Source organism: Alsobacter soli (assembly GCF_003004785.1).
Classification (GTDB): domain Bacteria; phylum Pseudomonadota; class Alphaproteobacteria; order Rhizobiales; family Beijerinckiaceae; genus Alsobacter; species Alsobacter soli.
Window position 1 is genome coordinate 36,309 of record NZ_PVZS01000002.1, and the last position, 19,950, is coordinate 56,258.

The 19,950-nt window shown below is 67.8% G+C and carries 18 protein-coding genes; 10 read left to right on the forward strand and 8 right to left on the reverse strand.

The genetic code is table 11. The features are described from left to right. Positions 1 to 186 precede the first annotated feature (186 nt). The 8 genes from gcvA (at position 187) to SLNSH_RS01825 (ending at position 8,221) form a co-directional block, all read left to right on the forward strand. On the forward strand, positions 187 to 1,077 hold the full coding sequence (gcvA, locus tag SLNSH_RS01790) for a transcriptional regulator GcvA (RefSeq protein WP_158266637.1): 891 nt from the start codon (positions 187 to 189) through the stop codon (positions 1,075 to 1,077). A 200-nt stretch (positions 1,078 to 1,277) separates the two neighbouring features. Continuing rightward, positions 1,278 to 2,099, forward strand: coding sequence for a metallophosphoesterase family protein (locus tag SLNSH_RS01795; RefSeq protein ID WP_106335161.1), 822 nt, complete (start codon positions 1,278 to 1,280; stop codon positions 2,097 to 2,099). A 56-nt stretch (positions 2,100 to 2,155) separates the two neighbouring features. Then, complete coding sequence (locus tag SLNSH_RS01800; protein ID WP_106334948.1) at positions 2,156 to 3,349, forward strand: ABC transporter ATP-binding protein; 1,194 nt, start codon at positions 2,156 to 2,158, stop codon at positions 3,347 to 3,349. Beyond that, complete coding sequence (locus tag SLNSH_RS01805) at positions 3,346 to 4,281, forward strand: carbohydrate ABC transporter permease (RefSeq protein WP_106334949.1); 936 nt, start codon at positions 3,346 to 3,348, stop codon at positions 4,279 to 4,281. The genes SLNSH_RS01800 and SLNSH_RS01805 overlap by 4 nt, the downstream gene beginning before the upstream one ends. Positions 4,282 to 4,397: 116 nt before the next feature. Further along, the gene (locus tag SLNSH_RS01810; RefSeq protein ID WP_425352967.1) at positions 4,398 to 5,162 is read left to right on the forward strand and encodes a carbohydrate ABC transporter permease; all 765 of its coding nucleotides are present in this window, start codon (positions 4,398 to 4,400) and stop codon (positions 5,160 to 5,162) included. Positions 5,163 to 5,252: 90 nt separating this feature from the next. Next, positions 5,253 to 6,524 carry an ABC transporter substrate-binding protein gene (locus tag SLNSH_RS01815; protein WP_106334951.1) on the forward strand — a complete coding sequence of 424 codons (1,272 nt, stop codon included), beginning with the start codon at positions 5,253 to 5,255 and terminating at the stop codon, positions 6,522 to 6,524. Between the two features lie 70 nt (positions 6,525 to 6,594). After that, a complete protein-coding gene (locus SLNSH_RS01820) occupies positions 6,595 to 7,437 on the forward strand; it encodes a phosphodiesterase (RefSeq protein ID WP_106334952.1) in 843 nt (280 codons plus the stop codon). Beyond that, a complete protein-coding gene (locus SLNSH_RS01825) occupies positions 7,430 to 8,221 on the forward strand; it encodes an inositol monophosphatase family protein (protein WP_106334953.1) in 792 nt (263 codons plus the stop codon). Before SLNSH_RS01820 ends, SLNSH_RS01825 begins: the two co-directional genes overlap by 8 nt. 5 nt (positions 8,222 to 8,226) lie before the next feature. On the opposite strand, the gene xylB is transcribed toward SLNSH_RS01825, so the two are convergent. Further along, positions 8,227 to 9,672, reverse strand: a complete 1,446-nt coding sequence (xylB, locus tag SLNSH_RS01830) for a xylulokinase (protein WP_158266638.1) — start codon at positions 9,670 to 9,672, stop codon at positions 8,227 to 8,229. Next, positions 9,669 to 10,625: a sugar-binding transcriptional regulator gene (locus tag SLNSH_RS24795; protein WP_158266639.1), complete on the reverse strand. Its 957-nt coding sequence runs from the start codon at positions 10,623 to 10,625 to the stop codon at positions 9,669 to 9,671. Before SLNSH_RS24795 ends, xylB begins: the two co-directional genes overlap by 4 nt. Before the next feature lie 196 nt (positions 10,626 to 10,821). Between SLNSH_RS24795 and SLNSH_RS01835 the strand changes: the two genes are divergently transcribed. Beyond that, entirely contained in the window at positions 10,822 to 11,856 is a 1,035-nt protein-coding gene (locus SLNSH_RS01835) for a zinc-dependent alcohol dehydrogenase (RefSeq protein ID WP_106334955.1), read from the forward strand. A 206-nt stretch (positions 11,857 to 12,062) separates the two neighbouring features. Next, positions 12,063 to 12,266, forward strand: a complete 204-nt coding sequence (locus SLNSH_RS01840) for a hypothetical protein (RefSeq protein ID WP_146140156.1) — start codon at positions 12,063 to 12,065, stop codon at positions 12,264 to 12,266. Positions 12,267 to 12,671: 405 nt separating this feature from the next. On the opposite strand, the gene SLNSH_RS01845 is transcribed toward SLNSH_RS01840, so the two are convergent. The 6 genes from SLNSH_RS01845 to SLNSH_RS01870 all read right to left on the reverse strand — a co-directional run bounded on the left by SLNSH_RS01845 (position 12,672) and on the right by SLNSH_RS01870 (position 19,946). Next, positions 12,672 to 13,271, reverse strand: coding sequence for a hypothetical protein (locus SLNSH_RS01845; RefSeq protein ID WP_106334957.1), 600 nt, complete (start codon positions 13,269 to 13,271; stop codon positions 12,672 to 12,674). A gap of 739 nt (positions 13,272 to 14,010) precedes the next feature. Then, entirely contained in the window at positions 14,011 to 14,229 is a 219-nt protein-coding gene (locus SLNSH_RS01850) for a hypothetical protein (RefSeq protein WP_106334958.1), read from the reverse strand. Between the two features lie 340 nt (positions 14,230 to 14,569). Beyond that, positions 14,570 to 15,175 carry a TRAP transporter large permease subunit gene (locus SLNSH_RS01855; RefSeq protein WP_146140157.1) on the reverse strand — a complete coding sequence of 202 codons (606 nt, stop codon included), beginning with the start codon at positions 15,173 to 15,175 and terminating at the stop codon, positions 14,570 to 14,572. A gap of 151 nt (positions 15,176 to 15,326) precedes the next feature. Next, positions 15,327 to 16,373 carry an acyltransferase family protein gene (locus SLNSH_RS01860; RefSeq protein ID WP_158266640.1) on the reverse strand — a complete coding sequence of 349 codons (1,047 nt, stop codon included), beginning with the start codon at positions 16,371 to 16,373 and terminating at the stop codon, positions 15,327 to 15,329. 591 nt (positions 16,374 to 16,964) lie between these two features. Further along, positions 16,965 to 18,854, reverse strand: a complete 1,890-nt coding sequence (locus SLNSH_RS01865; RefSeq protein WP_106334961.1) for a TRAP transporter large permease — start codon at positions 18,852 to 18,854, stop codon at positions 16,965 to 16,967. Between the two features lie 99 nt (positions 18,855 to 18,953). Then, positions 18,954 to 19,946, reverse strand: a complete 993-nt coding sequence (locus tag SLNSH_RS01870) for a TRAP transporter substrate-binding protein (protein ID WP_158266641.1) — start codon at positions 19,944 to 19,946, stop codon at positions 18,954 to 18,956. Positions 19,947 to 19,950 lie beyond the last annotated feature (4 nt).

A 19,950-nucleotide genomic window follows, 5' to 3' on the forward strand; every position in this document is an offset into this window, starting at 1 on the left:
CAAAGCGGCGCCGTGGACGCCAAGGCATGAGTTTTCCTCCCGGGAGCAGAACCGAACGACGCGCGCTTGCCGCGCCTGTGGGCCTGCAATGATTTTGTTGTGTAAACAGGCTACGGTCTCATCGACGTGCTGCCTACCCACAATTTCGGCCGGTGACATGAGCTGAGGTCAGAGCAGATGGCCCGAGTGATCCCACCCCTGAACGCTCTTCGCGCCTTCGAGTCGGCCGTCAGGAACGGCAGCCTCACCCGGGCGGCGGACGAGCTCAGCGTCACACAGGGCGCCATCTCCCGGCATGTCAGCCAGCTGGAGGCCTGGCTCGACCTGCCGCTGCTTGTGCGCTTGCGTCGAGGGGTGGAGACGACGCCCGCCGGGGCGGCCTATGCGGCCGCGGTTCGCGACGCGTTCGACCAGATCGAGGCCGGAACGCGGCGGGCCATGGCCAAGCCGAACGACAACAGGCTGCGCATCAAGCTGCCGCCCACCTTCGCGATCCGCTGGTTCGTGCCGCGGCTCGCTCGTTTCCACGCCAAGCATCGCGACATCGACGTCCAGATCACGACGTCGCACCAGCCGGTCGACTTCGCCAGGGACGAGGCGGACCTGTGCATTCATTCCGGCGACGCGCCCCCGCCGGGCGCTGTGAGCCGGCGCCTGTTCGGCGAGACGCTCACGCCCGTGGCTAGCCCTGGCCTGCTCGCCGCAAACGGGGGCCTCGGCCAGCCCGGCGACCTCGAGCGCCACGTCCTGCTGTGCTCGATGCACCGGCCGAACGACTGGCCGTCCTGGCTCAGCGCCGCAGGGATCACCACGGTGGATGGCAACAGCGGCCTGAAGTTCGAGAACTCGGCGCTGGCCTACCAGGCGGCGATCGACGAACTGGGCGTGGTCATGGCCCAGCGCGCCTTCGTGGAAGACGACCTGCGCACGGGTCGGCTCGTCGCCCCGCTCGAACTGCGGGTCGGGACGCCGAGCGCCTATTACCTGGCCTACCCCCAGTCGCGGGCCGGCTCGCCCATGATCAGAGCCTTCGAGCGGTGGGTGAGCGAGGAAGCCGCGCTCATGCTGGAATCCTAGTTTCCCGGCCGGCTCGGCCCTGCGTTTGTGCGGCGCGCTTCCCGCGCCCTGCCGCAGACGCGCTCGTTCCGAGGCTGCGGGGACCGGGCGAAAATACATTTGTGTCATAAAACATTCATTTGTATGCTCCACGACAAAGTCGCCGCCCCGCAGTGACGGAGGCGGCCTGTTCCGGGATGGAAGCGCGCGCGGAGGGTCGCATGCAGCGGGTCGTTCAGATCTCCGACACCCACCTCAGTCCGACCAAGCCGCACTTCGCCTGCAACTGGGAGCCGCTCAAGTCGTGGGTGACCGCGCAGGGCCCGGACCTGATCGTCCATACGGGCGACGTCACTGTGGATGGCGCTGATCTCGACCAGGACATGCGGCACTGCCGCGGGCTGCTCGACGCGCTGGGCGCGCCGGTCCTGAGCGTGCCGGGCAACCACGACATTGGCGAGGCCCATCACCCGCATCAGCCGGTCAATGGTGAGCGGCTCGCCCGCTGGCGCGCTCACCTCGGCGCGGATTTCTGGGTTCGCGACCTGGAGAGCTGGCGCCTGGTCGGCCTGAACTCCATGCTGTTCGGCAGCGACGAGGCGGACGAGGCCCGCCAGCTCGACTGGCTCGAACGGCAGGTGACCGAAGCGCAGGGACGGCGCATCGGCTGGTTCCTGCATCGCCCGCTCTTCGTCGAAAGCCCCGACGAGGGCGACAAGGGCTACTGGAGCGTGCCGCCGCGGCCGCGCGCCCAGCTGCTCGAGCTGCTGCGCCGGAGCGAGGTCGCCTTCGTCGCGAGCGGCCACCTGCATCTCGCCCGAGATTTCGCCGTCGACGGGACCCGCTACCTCTGGGGGCCGTCCTCCGGCTTCGTGGTTGGTCCGGAGCTGCAGCCGGAACTGGGCGGCTCCAAGGCGCTCGGCGCCGTCGCCTACCGCTTCGACGGGCGGGACTACGCGGCCGCCATCCATGAAATCGCCGGCCTGGAGAGGCTCTGGATCGACGACGTGATCCACGAGGTCTATCCGCCGCGCGCCGCCTGAGCGCCCGCTTCGGCCGATCTTCGACTGGGCCGGCGGCCCGCAGAAAGGCGCTCGACATGGCAACCGTCGCACTGTCCTCCATCGCCAAGTCCTTCGGGTCGACCCGTGTTCTCGGAGGCGTCGACCTGGATATCGCCGACGGCGAATTCCTGACGCTCGTCGGCCCGTCCGGCTGCGGGAAATCGACCCTCATCCGGATCATCGCGGGCCTCGAGCACCAGGACGCCGGCGGCGTCGCCATCGGCGGCGCCCCGGTCGACCACCTGCGCCCCCACGAGCGGCGCGTCGCCATGGTGTTCCAGTCCTACGCCCTCTACCCGCACATGACGGTGCGGGCCAATATCGGGCTGCCCCTGACCATGAGCCGCCTCAGGCTGTGGCAGCGCCTGCCGCTGCTGCGGCTCCTCTCCGCGCAGCGGCGGCGCGTGATGCGTTACATCGACGCCGACGTCGCCGCCGTGGCCGGTCAGCTGCAGCTGGACCACCTGCTCGACCGCAAGCCCGCGCAGCTTTCCGGCGGACAGCGCCAGCGCGTCGCCCTCGGCCGGGCGATGGTGCGCAGCCCGGAGGTGTTCCTGATGGACGAGCCGCTGTCCAACCTGGACGCCAAGCTGCGCGTGCACATGCGCACGGAGCTGGCGGAGCTGCACAAGCGGCTCGGCGCGACCTTCATCTACGTCACGCACGACCAGGTCGAGGCGATGACCATGTCGGACCGCGTCGCAATGATGGATGCCGGCTCCATCCTGCAGCTCGGCGCTCCTTCCGAACTCTACGAGCGCCCGGCGTCGCTGAAGGTCGCCCAGTTCATCGGCAGCCCCGCGATCAACCTGCTGCCCGCGACGGTGGGCTCGTCCGGACGCATCGAGCTCTTCGGGCGGCCCCTGGCGCTCTCAGCCCCCCTGGCACAAGGGCAGGCGGTCACGCTGGGCGTGCGCTGCGAGGCGCTGTCGCTGCTGCACGGCGACTCCGCCGGACCCGGGCGCGCCTGGTTCTCGGCGCGGCTGCGGCGCAAGGAAAACCTCGGCTCCGAGTACATCCTCCATTTTGATCTCGCCGGGCGCGACGCCGCCGGTGTGACCATGCGCGCCAGTCCCGCGGTCGCGGCCGGGGTCAACGAGGCCGCCGAGGTCACGCTGGGCTTCGACGAAGCCGCCTGCCACGTGTTCGACGCCGACGGGGCCCGGGTCGAGCCCCGCAGCCCGGGCGGGGCCACCGGCTCCGTCGTGCCGCTGAGGGCCTGGCCATGAGTCTGGCGGCATCCTCTTCCATTGCTTCGGCCGCCGCCGCACCGCCCTCGATTGGGCGCCGGCTGCTGCTCGAGCGCCTGACCGGGCTGGGCTTCGCCATGCCGGCCTTCGTGCTGCTGATGCTGACCATCCTTCTTCCGCTCGCCGTGCTGCTGGTTCTCAGCCTCTCGAACTACGAATTCGGCGGCGTTGACATGGACTGGGTGGGTCTCGCCAACTACCAGAAGGCGCTTGCGGACCCGGTGATCCGCCGCTCGCTGTGGAACACGCTGCTCTATGTCGCGATCGTCGTACCCGGCGGCGTGCTGGGCGCGCTCCTGATCGCCGTCCTGGTTCATCGGCGCAGCCGCACGCGCTCGTTGTACGAGGTGGCGTACTTTCTGCCAGTGACCTCGACCCTGATCGCCATGGCGACGGTCTGGCAGTTCTTGCTTCACCCGACCCTGGGACCCGTCAACGGCGTTCTGAAGTGGCTCGGAGTCGGCTCGATCGCCTTTCTCAGCGAGCCCTCGACCGCGCTGGCGACCCTCGCCGTGATCGGCGTTTGGCAGCTGCTCGGTTTCAACATGATCCTGTTCCTGGCCGGGCTCACCGCCATTCCGCGCGATCTCTACGAGGCTGCCGACATCGACGGCTGCTCGGGGGGCCTCGACCGCTTCCTCACCATCACCTGGCCGCTGCTCGGACCGACCACCATGTTCGTGCTCGTCACGACCATGATCACCGCCTTCAAGGTGTTCGACACCGTGGCGGTGATGACCCGGGGCGGGCCGGTCGGCTCCACGGAGGTTCTGCTCTACAACGTCTACCTTGAGGGTTTTCAGTATTTCCACACCGGCTACGCCGCGGCGCTGACCTTCATCTTCCTGGCCTTCATCCTCGTCTTCTCCGCCGTGCAGACCTTCGCCCTCGACAAGAAGGTGCACTACTGATGGCCGAACTCGCGCTCCACCCCGCGGCCGCTCCGGTCACGCCCGCCCGCTCGGCCCTGCGGCGACTGGTCGGCCTTGCGCTCGTCCACGCGATCCTGCTCGCCGGCGCGGTGTTCATGCTCGCGCCCTTCGTGTGGATGCTGGTCACCTCGATCAAGCCGCCGGCCGAGATCTTCAGCGCGGAGATCTCACTGTGGCCGAAGCAGTTTTACGGCCTGCAGAACTACCGGGTCGCCCTCGACAAGGCGCCGCTGCTGCGCTTCGCGCTCAACGGCGTCATCCTGTGCGGCGGCATCCTCGTCGTCCAGCTGCTGGTCGCGATTCCTTGCGCCTATGCGCTGGCGAAGCTGCGCTTCCCCGGCCGCAATGTCCTATTCGTCCTGGTGCTGCTCGGGCTGTGCATCCCCGTGCAGGTGCCGGCGATGCCGCTCTACATCGCTCTCGCCCAGCTGGGCCTGCTCAACACCTACTTCTCGATGATGGCGCCCTTCTTCCTGTCGGTCTTCGCCATCTTTCTGTTCCGGCAGTTCTTCCGCAGCTTCCCGGATGACATCATCCACGCCGCGCGGCTCGACGGCGTGAGCGAGTTCGAGATCGTCTGGCGCATCGTCACCCCCAGCGCCTGGCCAGCCATCGCCGCCTTCTCGGTGTTTTCGGCGGTGGCGCACTGGAACGACCTCTATTGGCCGCTGATCGTCATCTCCGACGCCAAGCTCGCCCCGCCCCCGCTCGGCATGATGTTCTTCGCCGATGCCGAGACCGGCTCCAACTACGGCGCGCTCACGGCCGCCGCCGCCATCCTGACGGCTCCGCTCGTCATCGCCTTCCTCATCGCCAGACGGAGATTCATCGACGGCGTCACCATGACCGGCGTGAAGTAGCCGGTCCGCGACCCGGGCTCCAGCACGCCCGAATTCAGGCCAGAAGCAACGTCCACCGACAGCCTTCGCTGTCACGCCAAGGAGACCACCATGAAAGCATTCGGCAAAGCGCTTGCCGCGGCGGCGCTGGCTCTGGTCACCGCCAGTGCAGCCAGGGCCCAGGACGTCACGCTCGACGTGTTCTACGCCTTCCCGGCCTTCGCCAAGTTCCACGAGCCAATCGCCGCGGAATTCATGAAGACCCACCCGAACATCAAGATCAACTTCCGGGCGCCGGCGGCGAGCTACGACGAAGGGCATCAGGCGATGCTGCGCCAGTCCGTGACGAACCAGCTCCCGGATGTCTATTACTCGGGCTTCCACTTGCTGACGGAGCTCGCCGACACGCTGGAGAAACGAAAGCAGCTCGTGGACCTTGGGCCGCTGCTCAAGGCCGAGCCGCAGGATTGGGTGAAGGCCAACTACTCCGACGCGCTGCTGTCGCTCGGGCAGGTGAACGGCAAGCAGGTCGGGCTCGCCTTCAACGCGTCAACCCCGTTGATGTACTACAACGCCGATCTCGTGAAGAAGGCGGGGGGCGATCCCGACAAGATGCCCGACACCTGGGCCGACGTGCTGGCGCTCGCCAAGAAGATCCGCAACGGTGACACCGCGGGCATGGCTTACAACATCCACGACTGGCCCGACGACTGGCTGTGGCGCGGCGTCGTCCTTCAGAGCGGCAGCCCGCTGCTGTCGCCCGACGGCAAGAAGGTCGCCTTCGGCGGCGAGACCGGCGAGAAGCTTCTGGCCATGCTGCGGAGCTTCGTGACCGAGGGCGGCATGCCGCTGATCGACTGGGATCAGTCGCGCCAGCAGTTCATCGCCGGCAAGATCGGCATCTTCTTCGACACGCCGGCCCGCTTGCGCCAGGTGACGGACCTCGTCGGCGACCGCTTCACACTGAGGACCGCGCTGTTTCCCATCGACGACAAGGCCAAGGGCAAGCTGCCGACCGGTGGCAACGCAGCCCTGATCACCGCCAAGGACCCGACCAAGCAGAAGGCCGCCTGGGAGTTCATCAAGTTCGTGACCGGACCCGAGGCCCAGAAGATCGTTGTCGAGACGGCCGGCTACATGCCCACTAACCTGCGCGCCGGCGACGACGCCTTCCTCGGCCCGTTCTACAAGCAGAACGCCAATTTCAGGACCATCAACGGCCAGGTCTCGCGCGCGGCGCCGTGGGAGGGCTATCCGGGCGGCAACTCGGTGCGGATCTGGCGCCAGCAGCGCGAGGTCATCGCCGGCGTCATGCGCGGCGAGATCCAGCCCAAGGCAGGCATCGAGCGCATCGTATCGGAGACCGAAGCCCTGATGAAGTGATCGGGCGCCGCGCCTGTCCACGCCGTCCGGCGCCGCCGGACGGCCACCCTTCCCTTCCGGACCCGCCATCATGATCATCGCCCAGCTCAGCGATTTGCACGTGCGCCCGCATGGACGGCCGGCCTACGGTGTGGTCGACACCAATGCGGCGGCAGCCCGGGCCGTGGACGCGATTCTGGCCCTGGAGCCCCGACCGGACTGCGTGCTGGTGACGGGCGACCTGACCCAGAACGGCTCGGCGGAGGAATACGCGATCGTGCGGGCGCAGCTGGCGCGCCTGCCCGCGCCCGCCTACGTCATTCCCGGCAACCACGACCAGCGCGAGGCCTTTGCGGCCGCGCTGGCTCACGACTACCCCTATCTGCCCCGCGGCTCGTTCCTGAACTATGTGGCGGAGGACTTTCCAGTCCGGCTCATCGCGCTCGATTCCGTCGACCAGGGCGAGGAGGGCGGGCTGATCTGCGCCGAGCGCGAGGCGTGGCTCGCCGACCGCCTGGCGGAAGGGCGGGGCCGCCCGACCGTGATCTTCATGCACCATCCCCCGTTCCTCGTCGGCGTGCCCGGAATGGACGCCGTTCCCACGCGCGTATCGCCCGGCTTCGTCGACCTGATCGCCCGGCATCCCGAGGTCGAGCGAATAGTGTGCGGCCACTATCACCGCCCCATCCAGCGGCGCTTCGCGGGCACGATCGGATTCGTGGCGCCGTGCACCGCCCATCAGGTCGCGCTGGACCTGCGGCCTGGCACGGCCAACCACTTCGTCATGGAGCCGCCCGCCATCGCTGTCCACGTGTGGACGCCGGAAACCGGCCTGGTCAGCCATCTGCAGCCGGTCGGCGACTACGGCCCGCGCCGCGCCTTCGTCGAACCGGCCGAGCCCGGCCGCGAGCTATCCGGGGCGGCTCATGCCTGAGCCGCGCCTGCTTTCGCTGTTGAAGAGCGCCGACGCGCTCGCGCGCGAGGCCGCCGACCTGCTTGTCCGCATGCAGGGCGACCAGCTGAAGGTCACCCGCAAGGACCTGCTGGATGTCGTGACGGCCGCCGACCTCGCCTCGGAGCGCCTGGTGATCGACGGCCTGCGCCGGCTGACCCCTGACGCCGCGATCGTCTCGGAGGAGGCCGGCTTCTCCGGTTCCGTCGACGCCCCGCGCTGGATCGTCGATCCCCTGGATGGCACCGTGAACTACGCCAGCGGCCTTCCCTGGTTCGCCGTGACCATGGCCTATCAGGAGGAGGGGCGCACGGTCCTCGGACTCACCCGCGCCCCCCTGGCCGGCCTCGTGGCCCTGTTCGCCGAAGCCGGCGCCGCCACCGTGTTCGACCGCCCGGCCGCCGTGTCAGCCACCGCGCGCCTGGCCGACGCCGTCGTCTCCATCTGCCTGACCTCGCACTACGGTCCTGATGACGCGGAACGCACCTGCGCAGTGATCCGCCGGCTCTCGGGCCTGTGCCGGGGCGTGCGCGTCATCGTCTCCGGCGGGCTCGAGATGTCGCTGGTCGCCGCAGGGCAGCTGGACGCCTTCATCGGCCTCAAGGCCGACGTCGTGTCCCACGCCGCCGCCATGCCGCTGGTGCGCGCCGCCGGAGGCCGGGTCACCACCGTGGCGGGGCTGGACGCGAGCGACGACGACCTGGAGAAGGTGGCCTCGAACGGCCGCATTCACGAGGAGTTGCTGCGGGCGATCCGCGAAGCCTGACCCCCTCAGCGCAGGGCGAGGTGCCGCGCGAAGCGCGCGCGTTTCGCGGCGAGCGCTTCAGCGATGCCGCCGTCGGGAAGGATCCAGTCCTCGGTGTGGTCCGCTTCGGCCAGCAGCGGACCGCCCACGCCGAGGCGGGCGAGACGCGCCGCGCCCAGCGCCGGGCCGACCGCCGCCGTGTTCGAGCGGCCGAGCGGCATGTTGACGGCGCTGGCCACGAGGGTCGACCAGAGCCGGCTTTTCGCGCCGCCGCCGACCAGGGAGGCGCGATGGATCGCCGCGCCGGTGGACGCCAGCGCCGCGTGGCAGTCTGCGAGCGCCAGGGCCACGCCTTCGAGCACGGCCTGGGCCAGGTGGAGGCGCGTGGTCCGCGCCGTCAGGCCGGAAAAGGCCCCGGTGAGCCCGGCGTCGTCATGGGGCGTGCGCTCTCCCGCAAGGTAGGGCGTGAAGACCGGCGTCTCTGTGACGGGGAGTCCCGCGGCCTCGACCTGGGCGACGAGCCGCCCCGCGTCCTCAGCTCCAACGAGCTGCGCCACCCACTCCAGCGCCGCGCCGGCGCTGAGGATGCAGCCGTTTTGGGCGAAAAGCCCCTCCACAGCGTGGCGGTGCGTGTGCATGCCGCCGCCGCGCGCCGGCAGGAACGCGTCGTTGGCGAGGAAATAGACCCCCGACGTTCCAAGGCTGATCGAGGCCAGGCCGGCCGCGACGATCCCGGCCCCCACCCCGCCGCACATGTTGTCGCCGGCGCCGCCCACGACGGGCGTCCCGGGGGGCAGGCCCCACCGCGCCGCCAGTTCCGGCAGGACGACCCCGGAGATGGCGTGCGAGGCGAGCAGCGCTGGCATCTGCTCTGGCCTCAGGCCGCAGGCCGCCAGGAGGTCGGCGGACCAGGTTCCCGCCCGCGTGTCCATCAGCAGCGTGGCGCTGGCGTCGGCGAGGTCGCTGGCGACCTCGCCCGTCAGCCGCAGCCGCAGGTAGTCCTTGGGCAGCAGGATGTGGCGGGACTGATCCAGGGCGGCGGGCTCGTGACGGGCGAGCCACAGGAGCTTGGGGGCGGGGAAGCCAACCATGGCGCGGCAGCCGACGAGCCCGGCGAAGTCCGGCGCCGCCGCCTCCACGGCGGCGCACTCGGCTTCCGCGCGGCCGTCGTTCCACAGAATGGCGGGCCGGAGTGGCTGGCCGGCGGCGTCCAGGCAGGTGACGCCGAGCATCTGGCCGGACAGCCCAATCGCGCCGACGCCCGCCATCGCGCGCGGCGCCGCGGCATGCAGCGCGTCCAGGGTGGCCGCCGTGGCGCTCCACCAGTCCTGCGGCTCCTGCTCGCACCACAGCGGCCGCGGCCGCGACATCGGAATGGGCGCGGCTGCCTCGGCGACGACATGGTCGCGCTCGTCGACCAGAACGGACTTCACCCCGGACGTCCCGAGGTCGATTCCGAGCGCGAGCGTCATGCCGCGGCGTCCCTGCCGAGCGCCAGCGCCGCGGCGGCGGCGCCCTCGTCCGTGATCAGCACGGAGGCCAGCCGGCCCCGCAGCGCGGCCGCGATGACGGGGGCCTTGTGCGCCCCGCCCGAGGCCAGGATCACCGTCGGGATCCGTTGCAACTCGTCCAGGGGCAGCGCGATCACGCGGCGGTTGATGGGGTGATCGATGGGGCGGCCGCGCCGGTCGATGAACTGACCGAGCAGGTCGCCGACGGCGCCATGCGCCTGCAACTCCTCGGCGCCGACGTCCGCGGGCAGGCCGCGGCGCACCAGCAGCGAGCGCGCGCTGAGATCGCCCGCGCTGAGGATGGCCACGTGCGTGGCGCGGATGCGCGCAAAGGCTGTCTCGAACACGTCCTGTGCCAGGATGATGTCGCGAGAGCGCGGCGCGCCGGCGTAGATCGGCGCCGCGAGGTAATGGCATTCCGCCTGCCACAGGCTGGCGAAGCGGCCGGCGATCTCGAACGTGTTGAGTTCAAGACCATAGGTCAGTCCGCCCATCATCGAGGTGACGGTCAGCCCGCGATACTGGCCGGCCCGAACATGGCGAATGGTCTCGCGCAGCGTTCCGCCCCAGCCGACGCCGAAGACGCCCGCCGGGTGTTCATCGACGAGCCGGGAGACGAATTCGCCCGCGGCCTTGCCGATCTGCGCTGTGACCTGCTCCGGATCGGTCGGCGTCGGCACGACGATGGCCTCCTTGAGGCCGAAGGTCTCGACCAATTGCTGCTCCAGGCGAACGCAGCTTTCCAGCCGGGAGTTGATGGTGATGCTGACCAGTCCGCTGCCGCGCGCGTCCGCGATCAGGCGATTGACCCGCAGCCGCGTCATCTTCAGCCGGTCCGCGATCTCCGCTTGGGTCAGGCCCTCCATGAAGTAGAGCCAGGCGGCTCTGACCTGGGTTTGAGTGTCGTCCGGCATCGCGCATCCCCAAGGGCCAGCCACTCGCGACGCAGCCCATTGCGCGGCGTCGACTCCGATCCGGGTTACAGCATCTGATCGGGCGCTCACAACGCCGGACAGGATGGCTGTCGCGGGCAGATCGGCCTTGACCCTCACTAATGTAAATACGAGAATACATTTGTGCAATGCTTTCCTTGTCCGGAGTCGCCGCATCATGTCCCACGCCGTCTTCCTGCACGCCGCGGCCGACGCGCGGTTCGCGCCGTTCAACCTGCGCGAGGGGGCGCCCGGCGAGGCCTTGCTGGATGTTGCAGCGGTGGGCCTGTGCGGCAGCGATCTGCATTACTACAAGGACGGCGGCATCGGATCCGCTGTGATCAGCTCGCCCTTTGTTCCGGGACATGAGTTCAGCGGGTGGCTGACGGAGGATGTGCCGGAGCTCGGGCTGGCGCGCGGCGCGCTTGTCGCGGTCGATCCCAACCAGGCCTGCGGTCGCTGCGAGCATTGCCGCGAAGGTCACCCCAACCTGTGCCCCGATGTCGTCTTCATTGGCGCGCCGCCCCATGACGGCGCCATGACGGAGCGGATCTGGGTGCCGAAGTCGCAGGTCGTCGCCGTGCCGCAGCGTTTCACGCCCAGCCAGGCTGTCATGCTCGAACCGCTCGGAGTGGCCATTCACGCCGTGGACCTGGCCAGGCCGCGCCTCCTGGAGCGGGTCGCCGTTCTCGGCTGCGGCCCCATCGGGTTGCTGATCCTGCAGGTTCTCCGGACCGTGGGGGCCGGTGAGGTCCTGGCCTGCGATCCCCAGCCGCATCGCCGCGCCCTGGCGCTCGAGCTCGGCGCCGACAGGGCCGGCGCAAGCGTCGCCGATATCGCCGAGTGGACGAAGGGGGAGGGGGCTCCCCTTGTCGTCGAAGCGACGAACGCGCCCGAAGGCTTCCGCGACGCGGTCCGCGCCGCGCGGATCGGGGGGCGGATGGTGCTCGTCGGCATCCCGGATGGCGACAGTTACGTCGTTCCTGCATCCGAAGCCCGGCGGCGCGGCCTCACCATCAGGTTCTCCCGCCGCATGGGGCACGTCTACCCGCGCGCCATCGAGCTCGTCGCCCAAGGCAAGGTCGACGTGGACGCGGTCGTGAGCCACCGCTTCACGCTGGCGGAGGGCCCCGAGGCGTTCCGCCGGCATGCCGCCAACGAGCCCGGCATGGTGAAAAGCCTCATTTTCCCGCAGGGTTTGGATCGAGGTTGAAGGCCATTCGGCGCGAAGCCGGCCGCGCCCATGGCGTCCGAGAGCCGGAGCCGTCGGACAATCCCGGTGGGTGGCGTCCGGCCCCGGAACCTATGAAGTCGCGCCGCCCAAGCCAATGGGCGGTTGCTCCCGCGCAAAGAGGCAAGGCGGAGGGGCGGCTAGGTTCGCGGTGAGCGAGGATCCCCATGCGCCCAGAAGCCCTCATCATGACCAGACACATCCGCGACCGCCTGCTGGCCGTCTCCAACGCGGAATGCGAGCTGGACATGGCAATAACCGTGGTCAGCCCGGACTTCCTGCCCACGCCCCAGATCAGCCCGGGTTGCTACCTCGTCGCGGAGGATGCCTGCGGCAGCGCGATCTACTTGATCGACGATGATCATGCGCTGGTTCGGCTCGAACTGGCGTAACAGTGGTCGGCGCCCCACCCAACCCAGTGGGCGCAACATGCTTTCCTCGGGTGCGGCCCACCTTGCCGTCGCCAAGCCGGATGCCTGTGATCTTCGGCTGGATCGCGTTTTCTCGGAAGGCTTAGAGGCGACCGGGCCAATGCAGTGATGTATCGCCTTGAGGAGCCGGCCGTTGAGGGCCGGATCGCCTCTCGCGCTTGCACTCAGGCTATCGAGAGCCAGCTGCCCGCGCCGCGTATCGCTAACCGGGTTGACGCCAGCACCGGAAGTGGCCCTTTGGCCACCGCCGCACTCGTCCTCGCATCGTGTGAGGACGTTCTCTTCCGCGGCAAGGGCATGGACCGCCAAGTTGGAAAAGACACTGAGGCTGCCGCGCGCAAAAGGAGCACCGTTGCGCAACCGGAGTCAGACGCGCGTCGCTTCGCCAAGCCGCTGATGGATCCCGTGGAGGACGCACCCTGCGTAATCCTCTTCAAGCGTCTCGGGGTCGTAGCACCCGGAGAGTTCGTCGGCGACCTGGCCCTGATCCAGGACGCCTTTCTTGATGAGGTGGCCCAGCAGCACGGCCACCGACTGCTCGATGGCTGACGCCATGGCTCGATCGCTCCGTTCGATCATGGCCTCGACAACCGCGACCTTGCTGGCGAGAGGCAGGAGATGCGTCATGGGAAACACCTTTCCGGGGATCGGATCGACGAGGCGGTCCCAAACACCGCCGGGAATAGGGGAGATCGCCGGCCTGATCACTAGCCCTCCTAGGGCAGCGATGTAGGACGCCGTTCCTGTGAGCACGTGGCGCTCCATGTCGCCGTCGCAAGCAGCAATAGCGACGGCGTAGTCGTCCACGACTTCCTGGAACGTGGTCGCTTCCGCCTGCGAGAGAAGGTAGACGACCAACCCCAGCGCGGCGTGAACGGCCTCCCATGCGAGGAAAATGCCGCCGTCATATTGGCTTGCGACATTCTCCAAGCGCTCTTCCAGATCCTCAATTTCGGCTTGCGGCATCACTGCACCTCGAACGCCGACCGAATTCGGCCGCTCACACAAACCAGGCTCCAGCTCCGCTATGAATTTTTCAAGAGCCAAGACAATTAAATTTTTAACGCATGGTGGCGCCGCGAATGCCTCGGAGTTCTTGGGTTCCGCCCTTAAGCTGTTGGACCTCAAATGGCTTGATCGAGCAGAACGCTGCTGATGATGCCCGTGATGCGGGTGCGCATCACGGGCGTGCGGCCGGTTGGCCTTTGGTGCCCTCCGTTGCGACGAGGTGATGTCAAGCGGGATGAACCCTCGCTCTGCGCGGCTTGGCTCAAGGCCATCGCAGGCGCGGCGCCGCACGAACCGGCGAGTTGAGAGCTTGCCTCCGTGCCAGTCCGGTACATTCAACGCCCCCCGTTGTTCACGGGACAGCAAGGGGCAGCGGCTAGTTAGCCGCCACGTCTCTGCCCAGAAGGGTGCGCTAGTGCCTATTGAAATCCTGATGATGGCCGCCGCGGCTGGCCTGCTTTTGGTCGAACTGATGGGCATGTTCAGCCAACAGGAGCCGGACTGATCGGCGCCAGCTCTGGCGAAGCGCACGGACAGGCCGTGGCCAACCTCAACGCAGGTTCAGCGGCTCCCGCGCTGGTGGACCCTCGATGACCACGGTCCACCCGCCGTTCCAAAAACCCGCCTTGCGGGACTGCGCCTGCTTGAGTTCCTGAGCGTAGTCTGCTTCCGCCTGCGCCTCCGGGCGAACTCATGCCTAGGCCGTGGGCAGCCGCGCCAGATCGCCTTTTCCGATGCGGCATCGCGCCAGGCGCCGCTTGCCTTCAAGCCGCTGCGCCACGTCGCAGGTCACGCTCTGGTCATCCGCGGCAGGGCCCATGGACTGGGCTGCCGGCTGGAGCGTCCGCCCAGAGAGCTGAGCCGCCCCGCCCAGGAGCGGGATCGCGATTGCGAGCGCCCGCCGCAGGACGCTCATCCTGTCCGGAGCATCTGTGTTCGGCGACTTTCGAGCCTTCATTCGCCCGCCGACCGCTTGCGCCAGATGGCGTTCGGAGTGAAAGGCCATTCTGGCAAGCCGACCTTTGCGACGCGATGCTCCAGCAGCAGAACACAGGCGTGGGTCATGAGCGCACCTCGAATGCCGACGTCAAGCGGCGATGATGTGCAGCAAGGTTCTAGCTCTGGCTCGGCTTTTTCAAGATCCCAATCTGGATGTTGCCCAAAGGTGATCCGAGATTGGCCGACGGTTCACATCCTCCCTGGGCTCGCTCTGGCGGATGGTTGTGCCGCGACCGCCTCGGCAACCTGCTGTCCCCTCAGCTCAGATCAGGCCAAGCGCGCGCGGAACGCTCAGGCTGAACCACGGGACCAGGGAGACCAGCAGCGAGGGCGCCGAAGCCCATGGCGATGATCATGACGATCCCGTACTGCAGGGGATCGATGGCCATCGGCAGCAGCAGCGGGCCGAAGATGAGCAGCGCGGGGAGCGTTTCCAGCAAGGCGCGCCCATCACGATCAGCGTGACCAGCGTGGCGATCATGAACAGGGTGGCCGAGCCGTGCAGCACCGAGGGACGCGATCTGCTGCGGCAGCTTGGCGATGGTGAGCGACCACCAGAAGGTGCTCGCCGTGCTGGTGATGAACAGCACCATGCCCGCTTGGGCCGCCGTGCTGGCCATCACCGACCACAGCTGGCGAAGGCCCATCGACCAGTAGAAGACGAAGGACAGCACGAGCGCGTAGACGACGGCGGTCGACGAGACCTGGGTGGGGGTCGCCGCGCCGCTGACGATGCCGCCGATCAGCATGACCGGCGCGACCAGCGCCGGGATCGCCACCACGGCAGCCTTGGCGCCGTCGCGGACCGAATGGCTGCGCGTCTCGCCCGCGCCGCTGCGCGAGCGCAGGTAGAGCAGCACCATGAGCGGCCCGGCCACGAACGGGATGCCAAGGGATGGCGATGTTATCGAGGAAACCAATCGGCGGTCTCGCCGGCCTCGTAGCGCTCGCGCCGCATCTGGAATAGAATTGGTTGGTGTAATCTGCGATTCAGCCAACCGAGCCGTGACTGGATTACTGGTCCAGCTGCCGGCTGGCAAACATCCGCCTTCGATCGGCAGTCGCCCGCGTCGCAGCGCTGAGCCATGCGCGAACAGGTTCGTCGTAAGCGCGCAGCACGCCAAAGCCGACCAGAGATGTGACCAGCGCCGCCGTTGCGACGTCCAAGCGGGACCAATCCGCGAGCCCGATCCGCTTCATGGCGGCGTCGACGAAGTACTGCACGGGCCGATGCAACACGTAGATGGGGTAGGATAAGGCGCCCAGCTGTGCGCACAGGATCGCTTCGATACCCGTTACTTGGCCACGAGCTGACGAGAGGATAAGCGCAGCGATCAGAATACCGGCGAGAGGAAAAGCCCATATTGGCCAATCCACGCTCAGCAGCAACAAGATCGCACCCGCCGCAGGCCAAAACCCCAGGCGCATCCAGGCCGCCGTCTGGCCTCGCCAGAGATCGTGTAGCAGCACGCCACCGAAGAAGCCGAAGGTGACTCGGGGAAACCCAGACCAGAAATTCTGGGGCATGTTGCCGCCCAATTCGCCGGAGAGCAGCACGCCGGCGAGACCGAACATGCAGAGGGCGAATGTGCGTTTCGTCGTGAGCGCCCCGTGGATCACGCCGAATGCGATATTGACCGTCCACTCGAAGAAGAGTGACCACAACACCGTGTTGAGCGGAAACACTTCGTGCGCGAACGAACTGCCCGACAGAGAAGGCGCCACCAGGAGTGAAAGGCCGGTGAGCCGGGAGAGCTCTCCCAAAGAGTAGGAGTCCTCAACGTGGCTCAGGTTGTGCGCCAGCAAGGTCAAAAGTCCCGCCAAGGTCCCCACGACTGTGAGGGGATAGAGGCGGATGAAGCGCTGCAACGAGAAGGACCAAAAAGTCATTCCAGCAGCAAGACGCCCTGAGTAGGAGTAAGCCAGAACGAAGCCGCTAAGCACGAAGAACAGGTCCACGGCCAGGAAGCCGCCCTTCATGCCGACGCCACCGTGGTAGACCAGGACCGAGACAGCCGCGATCCCGCGTAGCCCATCCAATATCAAGAAATGCCGGTTCACTCTGTAGCCCCCAGCGGCGGCGGCAGCCGGCGCAAGCGTCGGCGCGACGAGGCAGAATTCAGCCGGAGTATCCTCGAATAAGATGCCGCGCAGGTCTCATCCGTCCTAGTCTGGCTGCATCCGTCAATGGAAGTACCTGTCAAAGCCTCGGGCCGTGGCTTCGCGGCCCGCGACGGCTCCAGGCCTGGTTCTTCATCGGGACCGGGGCACGTGCTCCTCACCTCGCGGTGCAAAACCCGACGATAACAGGCGTGAACGGCCTCCTTTGGTGACAGGGTGCGCATTCCGTATCACCTCGCATGCAGCCTATTGTCGGGGTGTTCGGCTGGGGCCCTGAAGCTCGCTGATCTCACCTTGCGGCATCGGGTAGGCCGCCACTTGCAAATGACATGCTGCGCATGGGGGGCGCGGGCGGCCGGGTGCGACTGACCTCCGGCCCAACCGCGGCTGAAGGAAAGGTGCAAGTGTCGGCTGCGCCAGCCTGACTTGCCCCTGTTCACGCCGCCAGGCGTGTGCGCGCTGCCCGTACCAGAGGCGCCGCGCTGGTCTTCCGGTTCTGCTCGGCGCGATCAGCGGGCGTTGAACAGGGATTCATATCAGGCCGAGCGCGCGCGGAACGCTCAGGCTGAACCACGGGACCAGGGAGACCAGCAGCAGCCCAATGGCCAGCACCACCAGGTAGGGAGCCATGTGCCGTGCTGCGTTCTCCATGGAGGTTTCGCAGATCGAGCAGGTCACGAACATGCCGACCCCGATGGGGGGCGCGAAGGCGCCGAAGCCCATGGCGATGATCATGACGATCCCGTACTGCAGGGGATCGATGCCGAAGCCGGGGGCCATCGGCAGCAGCAGCGGGCCGAAGATGAGCAGCGCGGGGAGGCCTTCCAGCAAGGCGCCCATCACGATCAGCGTGACCAGCGTGGCGATCATGAACAGCGTGGCCGAGCCGTGCAGCACCGAGAACAGGGACGCGATCTGCTGCGGCAGCTTGGCGATGGTGAGCGACCACGAGAAGGTGCTCGCTGTGCTGGTGATGAACAGCACCATGCCGGCCTGGGCCGCCGTGCTGGCCATAACCGACCACAGCTGGCGAAGGCCCATCGACCGGTAGAACACGAAGGACAGCACAAGCGCGTAGATGACGGCGGTCGACGAGACCTCTGTGGGGGTCGCCGCGCCGCTGACGATGCCGCCGATCAGCATGACCGGGGCGACCAGGGCCGGGATCGCAACCACGCCCGCCCGGGCGACGTCGCGGACCGAATGGCCGCGCGTCTCGCCCGCCCGGCTGCGCGAGCGCAGGTAGATCAGCACCATGAGGCAGAACGCCATCACCGCCGCCGGGAGCAGCCCGGCCACGAACAGGGTGCCGATGGACAGCGACGTCACCGAGGCGAGCACCAGCATGGCGATGCTGGGCGGCACGGTCTCGCCCATGATCGCGCAGGAGGCGAGCACGGCGGCGGTCTCGCCGGAGTCGTAGCGCTCGCGCCGCATGACCGACTTCATCGTCGTGCCCACGGCCGCCACGTCGGCAACCTTTGACCCCGAGATGCCGGACATGATGTACATGGAAACCACGATCACCTGCAGCATGCCGCCGCGGAAACGGCCGACCAGGGTGATGATGAAGTCGGTCAGCCGCTTGCTGAGCCCGCCTTCGGTCATGACGTAGCCCGCGAGCACGAAGAACGGGATCGACAGCATCACGAAGCTGCTGACGCCGCCCTGCATGTTGATCGGCACGACCGAGAGCGGAACGGTGTTGGATGCGTAGAGGTAGACGAGCGTGCCGATGAGCAGCACGAATCCGATGGGCACGCCCAGCGCGAGTTGCACGACGAACACGGCGAAGGCGGCCGGCAGCGCGTAACCGCGGGCCTGGCTCCCCAGGGATGCGGCGCCGAGATAGAGCGCGCCGATCGCCAGAGCGACAACCACGCCCGCGGCCAGCGCGGCGCGCCCGTGCTGAGCCAAAACACGCTGGACGGCGAAATAGGCCAGCAGGGCCATGCCGAGGATCATCGGCGCGGCGAACCAGATCGCGCTCAGGCCGAGATAGGGCGTGCGCTCGTCCCAGCGGGACAGCATCATGCCGTAGGCCAGCCAGCCGCCCGCCAGCGCCATGGCGAAAACCTGCCAGCAGGCGAGGGCCTCGATGAAGGGCCGCCACCGCGACGGCAGGCGCTGCACGACGACGTGGAGCGCCATGTGCTCGTTGCGCGGATAGGCGATGGCCCCGCCCAGGAAGGTGATCACCACGAGCGCGAGCTCCCCGACCTCCAGGCTCGCCAGCAGCGACGTCCCGAAGACGGTGCGCGAGACGACGTTGCCGAACATGGCGAGGAGTTCGCCGGCGAGCGCCGTCACGACCAGGGTTTCGGCGGCCCGCTCGACCAGCCCGATGCGGCGCGCCGGCGCATCGCTGGGCTCGATCAGGACGTCCACGGACCCGGCAAGGAGATCGGAATGCGCCGACAAGGGTCTGCTCCGAGAGGGTTTGGCTCTCGCCCGCTTCGCGGGCGCGGGGCGACACGCAAGGGTGGAGGCCGGAGCGACAGGCGCCGGCCTCCTGAAGGGTCACTGTATGGCGTCGATGGTCTTCAGCAGATCGGACAGGCCCATGCTGGACGCGAACTCGGCGATGACCGGCTTCGTCGCCGCCTTGAACGGGGCCTTGTCGATGGCGTTGAACTTGACGTTCAGTTTGTTGGCCATCTCGGCTTCGGCGGCCTCATTCGCCTCGGCCTCCGCCTTGCGCTCGTAAGCCGTGGCCTCCTGCGCCGCCTTCAGCACGATCTGCTGGAGGTCGGCTGGCAGCTTGTCGAACGACTTCTTCGACATGAACAGCGGCCGCACCGTGAACTCGTGCTCCGTCCGGGCGATATAGGGCGCAGGCTCGTAGAATTTCATGTCGCGCACGGAGACGGACTCGTTCTCCATGCCGTCCACGACGCCGGACTTCATGGCGAGGTAGGTCTCCATGAAGGCGATGGGCGTCGGCGCCGCTCCGACGGCCTTCCACACGTTCACCTTGAGCGGGCTCGACACCAGGCGCAGGCGGAAGCCCTTCATGTCGTCGATGTTCGTCACCGGCTTCTTGGTCGACAGCACGTTGCGGCTCGATCCGCCCCAGTAGCCAAGGATCTTCATCCCCGTCTTGGCCTCGATGGTCTGGGCGTAGCTCTTGCCCGGCTCACCGTCGAGCGACGCCTGCCAGTGGGCGTAGTCCCGGAACAGAAACGGCAGGGCGAAGAAGTCGAGCTCCTTTGCGAAGGGCGACCCCGCGGAGGGATCGGCCACAACGAAGTCGAGGGAGCCGTCCTTCACGAACTGCAGGGTCTGGGCCTCGCTGCCCAGCATGCCCCCGTTGAAGATGTCGATCTGGATGCGGCCCTTGCTTTCCTCCTTCGCCCGGTCGGCGAAGTAGGCGAGTCCCTTGTTCCAGGGGTGCTCCTCCTTGAAATAGTGGGCGGCCCTGAAGCTGTAGGTTTGCGCCAGGGCTGTCCCGCCGGTTGAGGCGAGGCCGGCCACCGTGGCCGCCAGCGCGAGCGCGATCGTGTGTAGTCTCAAGTGT

What these genes read in the sequence shown, in the direction of transcription:
- SLNSH_RS01795 (WP_106335161.1), top strand. Translation starts at nt 1,278, where the DNA reads ATGCAGCGGGTCGTTCAGATCTCCGACACCCACCTCAGTCCGACCAAG.
- SLNSH_RS01800 (WP_106334948.1), top strand. Translation starts at nt 2,156, where the DNA reads ATGGCAACCGTCGCACTGTCCTCCATCGCCAAGTCCTTCGGGTCGACC.
- SLNSH_RS01805 (WP_106334949.1), top strand. Translation starts at nt 3,346, where the DNA reads ATGAGTCTGGCGGCATCCTCTTCCATTGCTTCGGCCGCCGCCGCACCG.
- SLNSH_RS01810 (WP_425352967.1), top strand. Translation starts at nt 4,398, where the DNA reads ATGCTCGCGCCCTTCGTGTGGATGCTGGTCACCTCGATCAAGCCGCCG.
- SLNSH_RS01815 (WP_106334951.1), top strand. Translation starts at nt 5,253, where the DNA reads ATGAAAGCATTCGGCAAAGCGCTTGCCGCGGCGGCGCTGGCTCTGGTC.
- SLNSH_RS01820 (WP_106334952.1), top strand. Translation starts at nt 6,595, where the DNA reads ATGATCATCGCCCAGCTCAGCGATTTGCACGTGCGCCCGCATGGACGG.
- SLNSH_RS01825 (WP_106334953.1), top strand. Translation starts at nt 7,430, where the DNA reads ATGCCTGAGCCGCGCCTGCTTTCGCTGTTGAAGAGCGCCGACGCGCTC.
- xylB (WP_158266638.1), bottom strand. Translation starts at nt 9,672, where the DNA reads ATGACGCTCGCGCTCGGAATCGACCTCGGGACGTCCGGGGTGAAGTCC.
- SLNSH_RS24795 (WP_158266639.1), bottom strand. Translation starts at nt 10,625, where the DNA reads ATGCCGGACGACACTCAAACCCAGGTCAGAGCCGCCTGGCTCTACTTC.
- SLNSH_RS01835 (WP_106334955.1), top strand. Translation starts at nt 10,822, where the DNA reads ATGTCCCACGCCGTCTTCCTGCACGCCGCGGCCGACGCGCGGTTCGCG.
- SLNSH_RS01840 (WP_146140156.1), top strand. Translation starts at nt 12,063, where the DNA reads ATGACCAGACACATCCGCGACCGCCTGCTGGCCGTCTCCAACGCGGAA.
- SLNSH_RS01845 (WP_106334957.1), bottom strand. Translation starts at nt 13,271, where the DNA reads ATGCCGCAAGCCGAAATTGAGGATCTGGAAGAGCGCTTGGAGAATGTC.
- SLNSH_RS01850 (WP_106334958.1), bottom strand. Translation starts at nt 14,229, where the DNA reads ATGAGCGTCCTGCGGCGGGCGCTCGCAATCGCGATCCCGCTCCTGGGC.
- SLNSH_RS01855 (WP_146140157.1), bottom strand. Translation starts at nt 15,175, where the DNA reads ATGGTGCTGCTCTACCTGCGCTCGCGCAGCGGCGCGGGCGAGACGCGC.